The organism is Fodinibius sp. (genome assembly GCF_041642155.1).
In the GTDB taxonomy this organism is placed as follows: Bacteria; Bacteroidota; Rhodothermia; order Balneolales; family Balneolaceae; genus Fodinibius.
Window position 1 is genome coordinate 1 of the sequence record NZ_JBEPWZ010000150.1, and the last position, 7010, is coordinate 7010.

Sequence of the window (7010 nt, forward strand, 5' to 3'; positions counted from 1 at the left end):
ACTGCCCATTCATATAAATAACGGACTGGGATTTACCCTGGGACCGATACGCTATAATGCGCCCCCCACTGTTACGGTGATAGAACTACAGCCGAAATAGCACGCCGTTTTGGTTGTTGGTTATTTGGGACGAAGCCTTTGCAAAACCGTTCTTTTGGCCAATATCTGCATTTTCGTACATTCAAAATCCTCACATGTGCCTTATAACCTGTGGTTTTGAATACGCTCAGGGGTTGATATTTCCCGATGCTTCGGGACTGGTTTTTCAAAGGCTCATGGGGCTGCTTTTTCAGAGCAATGGGCCAGGATTCCACATTAGGGGCCTGCATCAGAAGCCATCTGTCATTCCGCGGTCCCACTTCGTTTCTCAATCATTTCCAGCATCTTCTCCGGATCGGTAGTGGGCATTTCACAACTGAAGTTCCGGCAGACGTAAGCGGTCGTTTGTCCCCCTTGCACGGGAAAACCTGAAAGAAACGGAACGATTTTCTCGATTTTTTCATCCGCCGGATCGTTTAACAGGACGACCGCACGGGGAAGAAAGCGGCGATGCAGGGGGCGCAGCATGTCCTGCGTTTGGGCAGTATCTTTCTGCCCGGCTATGATGATTTCCTGTGAACCGGAAGCGGTAAAGTCAACGCTCTGAAGAGCAAACCCAAAGCCGGTCGGAGCTTTCCGGATATCCGAAGAAAACAGCCTGTTGATTTGATCCGCTTTCTCTTCCCACCCGGTGTTTCCGGTCAGCCGCCCCAGTCGCAACAGGTTCATCATAGCCACTGCATTGCTTGACGGCAGGGCCCCGTCGTACATTTCTTTTTTTCGCCCCAGCAGCTCTTCGCCCGACCGTGAGGTAAAAAAGAATCCGCCGTGATCGGGATCCCAGAACTGTGCTATGAATGTTTTATTTAGTTGTATTGCGCGGGACAAGTACCGGCTTTTAAAGGTCGCCTCATAGAGTTCAATCAGTCCCCATACCAGGAACGCATAGTCATCGGCATGAGCGCCAATTCCGGCTTCCCCTTTTCGAAAGCGATGCAGGAGCGTGTTTTTGTCGGAGGTCAGTTCATCAGAAATAAAGCGGTAGCAGCGCTCCGCCTGCCGCACGTAGTCCCCGTTGTCGAATGCACGTCCCGCTTTGGCCAGGGCCGCTGTGGCCAGGCCGTTCCAGTCGGTGAGGATTTTGTCATCCAGCAGGGGAGGGACCCGCTGCTGCCGGGCGGCAAGCAGCTTCTTGCGAATTGAGTCTAACCGGGATCGAAGTTTATCCTCTGTCATATCCCGTTCCCCCGCGAGCTTCTTGACCGGCTTGCGGAGGTGGGGAATGGATTTTCCCGTTCGACGGCCGGAGGCTTCGTCCCTGTAATTCCCCTCCTCTGTGATATTGAATATTTCGATGGCAAGCTCTGCTTCAGGAGGGGGGAGGGTCTCACGTATATCGGCGGGACTCCAAACATAGAATTTGCCTTCTTCACCTTCGCTGTCGGCGTCCTCGGCCGAATAAAAACCGCCATCCGGGTGGTGCATCTTCCGCATCAGGTAGGAAACAATCTCTTCGGCCGTCTGCTTAAAGAGCGGGCGGCCTGTACATTGCCAGCCCTCGGTATAGGCCATCAGCAGCATGGCCTGATCGTAGAGCATCTTCTCAAAATGGGGGACCAGCCATTCCCGATCTGTCGAGTAGCGGTGGAAGCCCCCTCCGATATGATCAAAGAGTCCCCCGAGCCGCATCCGGATGAGCGTTTGTTCGACCATCTCGAGCGCACGGGAATCCTCATGGCTGCCGGCATAGCGGAGCAGCAGCATCAGGTTATGGGGGGCGGGGAACTTGGGGGCGGATCCGAATCCCCCGTACTGCTCGTCAAACTGTTCCTCGAACTGTTGACAGGCTTTTTCCAGGACCGAATGGTCCAACCGCTCTCCCGCCTCAAAAGTGTTGGACTTTTTAAAAGCCCGGCTTATTTCATCGGTCGACTTTGTAATCTTTTCGCGTTCGTTTTGCCACAGCTGCGAAATCCAGGGAATCAGCTCCCGCATGCCCGGACGTCCCTGGCGCTCCCGCTTCGGGATATAGGTGGCGGCGTAAAAAGGTTTCTTTTGCGGGGTGAGCAAGACATTCAACGGCCAGCCTCCGCTGCCGGATAACATCTGGCACACCAGCATATAGGTATGATCAATATCGGGCCGCTCTTCGCGATCGACCTTGATGTTTACAAACGCCTCATTCATCATGCCGGCGATCTGCTCGTCCTCAAACGATTCGTGCGCCATTACATGGCACCAGTGACAGGTGGCGTAGCCTATGGATAGGAAAACGGGCTTATCCTCCTCCCGCGCTTTTTCAAATGCCTCGGGTCCCCACGGATACCAGTTGACAGGGTTGTGCGCATGCTGCAGGAGATAGGGACTCGATTCCTGTGCCAGTCGGTTTTCCGTCGCCATATTCCAAGGTGGTTAAGATTTACTTTTCTTTTCTTTTCTTTACTCTTCGATTTTTTTGGTAAAGCGCTGGCTGTAATCCACCAGGAACCGCCCGTACTCTTCATCAAAAAGATCAGATGAAATCATGAAGTCGGCCGACGACCGGTTACAGGCGACCGGGATATTATAGAGCACCCCGATGCGAAGCAGGGCTTTTACATCCACATCGTGGGGCTGCGCCTGCAGAGGGTCCCAAAAGAAGATCATCATATCAATTTCGTGCTTGGAAATGGCCGCACCGATCTGCAGGTCACCACCCAGCGGCCCGCTGCTAAACCGGTTGACATCCAGCCCTACCTTATCGGCAATCAGCTGTCCGGTGGTACCGGTACCAAACAGGTTATGCTTGGAAAGGGATCCCTGGTTGAAGTCGCACCAGTCGATGAGGTCTTCTTTGCGATGATCGTGGGCCACAAGGGCGATGTTCTTTTTTCTGGCCATTCTTTTGGAGCTGTGAGCAATAGGCGGATCGGCATCTTTATAGCTTTGTTTAAGACTCATGTTGTTGATATAAATATAAGTAGTTTAGGATAATGGTTGATTAGCCGCACTTACAAGGTACTAAGCTAAGATAAGATTTGATCGCCCTCAAGCGATTTATTTTTAGCCAGCCTTGCAAAACCGTTCTTTTTCCCAACTTCGGTGTGAACGAGCGGGTGAAACCCTGGACTATGGGTTGTATGCTGTGATTCTCCCCTCCCTCCGGCCTTAACCTTGAACAAAATAGCGGGTTTTCGAAATCCTCTTTCAGTGATTTGCAAAGAGGGTAGGGAGGGCAGCATCGATTGGGTCGGGCACTCATTTCCGGGGATTCCCCGGTGACCGGTTTCCAAGGTCCGGGATGTGTTGCCGGAAAGAAATAACAGCAAAGGAATTCGCCGGGGCCCACTCATAAGCATACCATATGATGTTCCGGGGAAGGAGGACTGCTTTCTATTGAGAAACAACCCACCCCAGGGGAGCAGGAACAGACCTGAGAAATCCCCTTCGTGAATTAATAGACAATACGTTATATTTGGGTTCTCTGTTAAAAACAAGTTAAAATTAAACATAGACTGAAAGTAAAATGGCTGTAGAACGAACGCTGACGATCCTTAAACCTGATTGTGTACGAAAAGAGTTAATCGGGGAAGTAACCCGGCGCATTCAGGAAGCGGGATTTAAAATTGTTGCAATGAAAATGACACGCCTGACCCAGGACACGGCCGGCGGCTTTTATGCTGTTCACAGGGAACGACCTTTTTATGAGGAACTATGCGAATTTATGAGCAGCGGTCCCTGCGTGCCGATGATTCTGGAAAAGGAGAATGCGATCGAGGATTTCCGTACTTTTATCGGCGCGACCGATCCCGCTGAGGCCGGGGAGGGGACCATTCGCGCCGACTTTGCGGACAGCGTGGGAGAAAACATCATCCACGGTTCGGATTCGGTAGAAAACGGCAAAAAAGAAGCCGCCTATTTCTTTACGGAAGCCGAAGTGGTGGCGAATAAGGCGTGATAGTTTTTCATAAGCTGTTCGTCGATAAGTACCCAATCGGTGATAAGTAATAAGCAGGTGATTTATAATAACATGTGGTGCGGTACTGACCTGAAAGCGTGTGACGGGAGGTAACTCCTGTCAGCGTCCCTGTCAAACCAATAGTTACAGGTCCTATCGACACGGAAGGCCTATTTGGAAATCAACCGCACAACGAGTTTATGACCTGTTATTCGTTATTAGGAATAACAACTGATAACTGATAAACCATTAACCAGTAACTTATAACCGGACTTTCCATGTATCTACGATCTCTGCTGCTGCTTTTAACTGTTTGCACATATGCCTGCCAGTCTCAGTTACCCGGCTCTCATTCCGGCGTTAAAGTGGGGGCGCAGGTACTGATCGATGAGCATCTCGGGGAACTGCAGGGAAAACGGGTGGGACTGGTGATGAACCCTACTGCCCGCGTGGAGGATAAACATATGCTTGATACGTTATTGGCAAGCGATGTTAACGTGACCGCCCTGTTCGCCGCAGAGCACGGTTTCCGGGGCGACGCTGGAGCGGGGGAAACCATTGAAGACGGGGTTGACCAGGCCACGGGACTGCCGGTCTTTTCGCTCTACGGGGAGACCAGAAAACCCACCGAAGAGATGCTTGAGGAAGTCGACCTGTTACTTTTTGACATGCAGGATGTGGGAGCCCGCTTCTATACCTATAATGTTACGCTCGGCAATATTATTGAAGCCGCTTCGGCCCATGGCGTGCCGGTATGGGTACTCGATCGACCCAATCCCGCGGGCGGCAACTACATCTCGGGATGGATGCTGCAGGATAAGCACCGCTCTTTTGTGGGCGGCTATCCCATTCCCATGGCCCACGGGATGACATTGGGAGAACTGGCCAGGATGATGGTCGGTGAGCAGTGGATTGAACATGCGGAAAAAAGCACGCTGCGCGTCATTCCGATGGAAGGGTGGAAGCGCACTATGAAATGGCGGGAAACGGGACTGGAGTGGATCCCGCCTTCCCCCAATCTTCCGACGTTCAGGCATGCCTATATCTACCTGGGAACGGTTCTTTTTGAGGGCGTGAATATTTCGGAGGGACGGGGGACGCCGGATCCCTTCATGATGATCGGTTCGCCCTCCTCGACGTTGACGACCAGCCACATCGCCCCGCTCCGGCGTACCTTTGAGGGTGTCAATATCGAACGAGTCTCCTTTCGTCCCAGGTCCATACCGGGAAAAGCACCCAACCCCAAGTTTGAGGGAGAGCGCTGCCACGGCGTGGAACTGCAAATTACGGATATTAACCGCGTCGACCCGGTAGTACTGGGAGTGGAGCTGCTGGCTACGATGCTGGACGCCACGCCGAATGCCGAACTCTCCGGTTTCATTGAGAAGCTCAGCGGTATCGACCGGTCGGAGCTCCTGCAGCAGCTGGAAGACGGGAGCTACCGGGAACAGTGGGAGAAGACGGCGCAGCAGTTTTCTCAACAGCGGTCAGAATATCTTCTTTATGAGTGAATTAACGTGTCCCGCTGCCTGTGACAAGCGTCCACGCTTATCACCTGTTTATGTTCTTTCCGGAGGCTGAAAGAAAGTTCAAAAGCAACTGTTTTACCGTTTTCGTTTCCATTCGTAGCACAACAGGGCGGCACTGACGGAGGCATTCAGCGATTCCACATTGTTCTCCATGGCAATGCGAATCCGGTAATCGCAGTGTTCGAGGGTCTTCTGCCGGATGCCGCTGTCCTCGCTGCCGATGATGAAAGCGAGGGGACGATCGACTTCGAGGTCCCACAGCTCCCGGTCGCCCTCCATGTCGAGTCCGCCGATCCAGAAGCCGGCGTCTTTCAGTTTCAGGATCGCCTGATTCAAGTTGCCGGCCCGCACGATGGGGATGCGTCCCGCGGTACCGGCCGACGTCTTATACACCGTGGCCGTGACCGGAGCCTGCCGATGTTTGGGAACCAGCACGGCCGACAGTCCGGCCGCTGCGGCGGTGCGAAGGATGGCTCCGAAATTACCCGGATCTGTGATTTCGTCCAGCAGAAGAACAGCGGGGTAGAATGAGGTATCGATTTCATTGAGCCACTCTCCGAAATCAAGGTACGATACGGCACTCATCAACGCCACAATCCCCTGGTCGTTTACCCCGCCTACGAGGTCGTATAGTTTGGCTCCCGGCACGTGTGAGATAGGAATGCGATGTTGAGAGGCCAGCTCAAAGATGCCAGAAAGCTGTGAGTCGCGCAGGGAGTCGCGCACAAAAATCTTCTCAAGGCGCCCGGCTTCATTGGCCAGGGCTTCTCGTATCGGGTTGCGACCGTATATATAAATATCGGAGTTTGTATCGGGCATAAAAAACAGGATTGAAAAATCAACAATTTCGGTTAAGTTATAAGAACATGACGGCTTATTAAAAGATACGGAAAAAAGTTATGAGCAATTCAAAGAGAAATAAAGACTGGAAGATCCCCTCCCGGGATAGAAGTATAAGAGATTCTATATACGGGCGGGGCCTATCGAAATTAATGAATCGAATCCATTCGGTATCGAGTATTTACATACTGGCCGGAACCTTGCAGATACTCCTGGGATTAACCGTTATAGCAGTTGCCATTTTAGGCTATGTGCAACCGCTTTGGCTGTCTACGCTGCTGACCGGAATGGCGAGTATCTCGGCCATGGCCGGGTTCTTCCTGGTGTATCACACGGTTTCGAAGATGCACGATCCGAACCTGTTGCTGCGCAACGCCATGAAAAGAGTGATGGAATCAAAGAATTAATATGACTGATTTTACGGATGAACAGGAGCAGCAGCGGATGCAATCGTATATCACTATTCATTTGAAGAATGAAAAACAAGCGCTGCCCATAGAAGAACAGATTGAGGAACTGCACAAAAAAGATCGCAACAAATGGGTCATGATGGCGGTGAATGTCGCCGCACTGTTGATTTTCGGCTATTCCTTTTATTTCGATATTACCGAACTCAGTCAAACCGTTTTTCTGATTATAATAGCTATTTTCGGTATCAATGTGGG

At 51.9% G+C, this 7010-nt stretch carries 7 protein-coding genes; 4 read left to right on the forward strand and 3 right to left on the reverse strand.

Translation table 11 applies throughout. The features are described 5' to 3' along the window. Positions 1–342 precede the first annotated feature (342 nt). Both ACESLU_RS09485 and ACESLU_RS09490 read right to left on the reverse strand, forming a co-directional pair. A complete protein-coding gene (locus tag ACESLU_RS09485) occupies positions 343–2439 on the reverse strand; it encodes a thioredoxin domain-containing protein (RefSeq protein WP_372638370.1) in 2097 nt (698 codons plus the stop codon). Positions 2440–2478: 39 nt separating this feature from the next. Beyond that, a complete protein-coding gene (locus ACESLU_RS09490; RefSeq protein ID WP_372638382.1) occupies positions 2479–2919 on the reverse strand; it encodes a methylglyoxal synthase in 441 nt (146 codons plus the stop codon). 625 nt (positions 2920–3544) lie between these two features. Between ACESLU_RS09490 and ndk the strand changes: the two genes are divergently transcribed. Together ndk and ACESLU_RS09500 are read left to right on the forward strand one after the other, a co-directional pair. Continuing rightward, a complete protein-coding gene (gene ndk / locus ACESLU_RS09495; protein ID WP_372638372.1) occupies positions 3545–3976 on the forward strand; it encodes a nucleoside-diphosphate kinase in 432 nt (143 codons plus the stop codon). 278 nt (positions 3977–4254) lie between these two features. Further along, positions 4255–5487 carry an exo-beta-N-acetylmuramidase NamZ domain-containing protein gene (locus ACESLU_RS09500; RefSeq protein WP_372638374.1) on the forward strand — a complete coding sequence of 411 codons (1233 nt, stop codon included), beginning with the start codon at positions 4255–4257 and terminating at the stop codon, positions 5485–5487. Positions 5488–5580: 93 nt separating this feature from the next. Here ACESLU_RS09500 and rlmB read toward each other — a convergent pair whose 3' ends face one another. Next, positions 5581–6324: a 23S rRNA (guanosine(2251)-2'-O)-methyltransferase RlmB gene (gene rlmB, locus ACESLU_RS09505; protein WP_372638376.1), complete on the reverse strand. Its 744-nt coding sequence runs from the start codon at positions 6322–6324 to the stop codon at positions 5581–5583. An 80-nt stretch (positions 6325–6404) separates the two neighbouring features. Between rlmB and ACESLU_RS09510 the strand changes: the two genes are divergently transcribed. Next, a complete protein-coding gene (locus ACESLU_RS09510; protein WP_372638378.1) occupies positions 6405–6752 on the forward strand; it encodes a hypothetical protein in 348 nt (115 codons plus the stop codon). A 1-nt stretch (position 6753) separates the two neighbouring features. Beyond that, the coding region (locus tag ACESLU_RS09515) for a hypothetical protein (protein ID WP_372638380.1) at positions 6754–7010 on the forward strand (257 nt) is incomplete at its 3' end.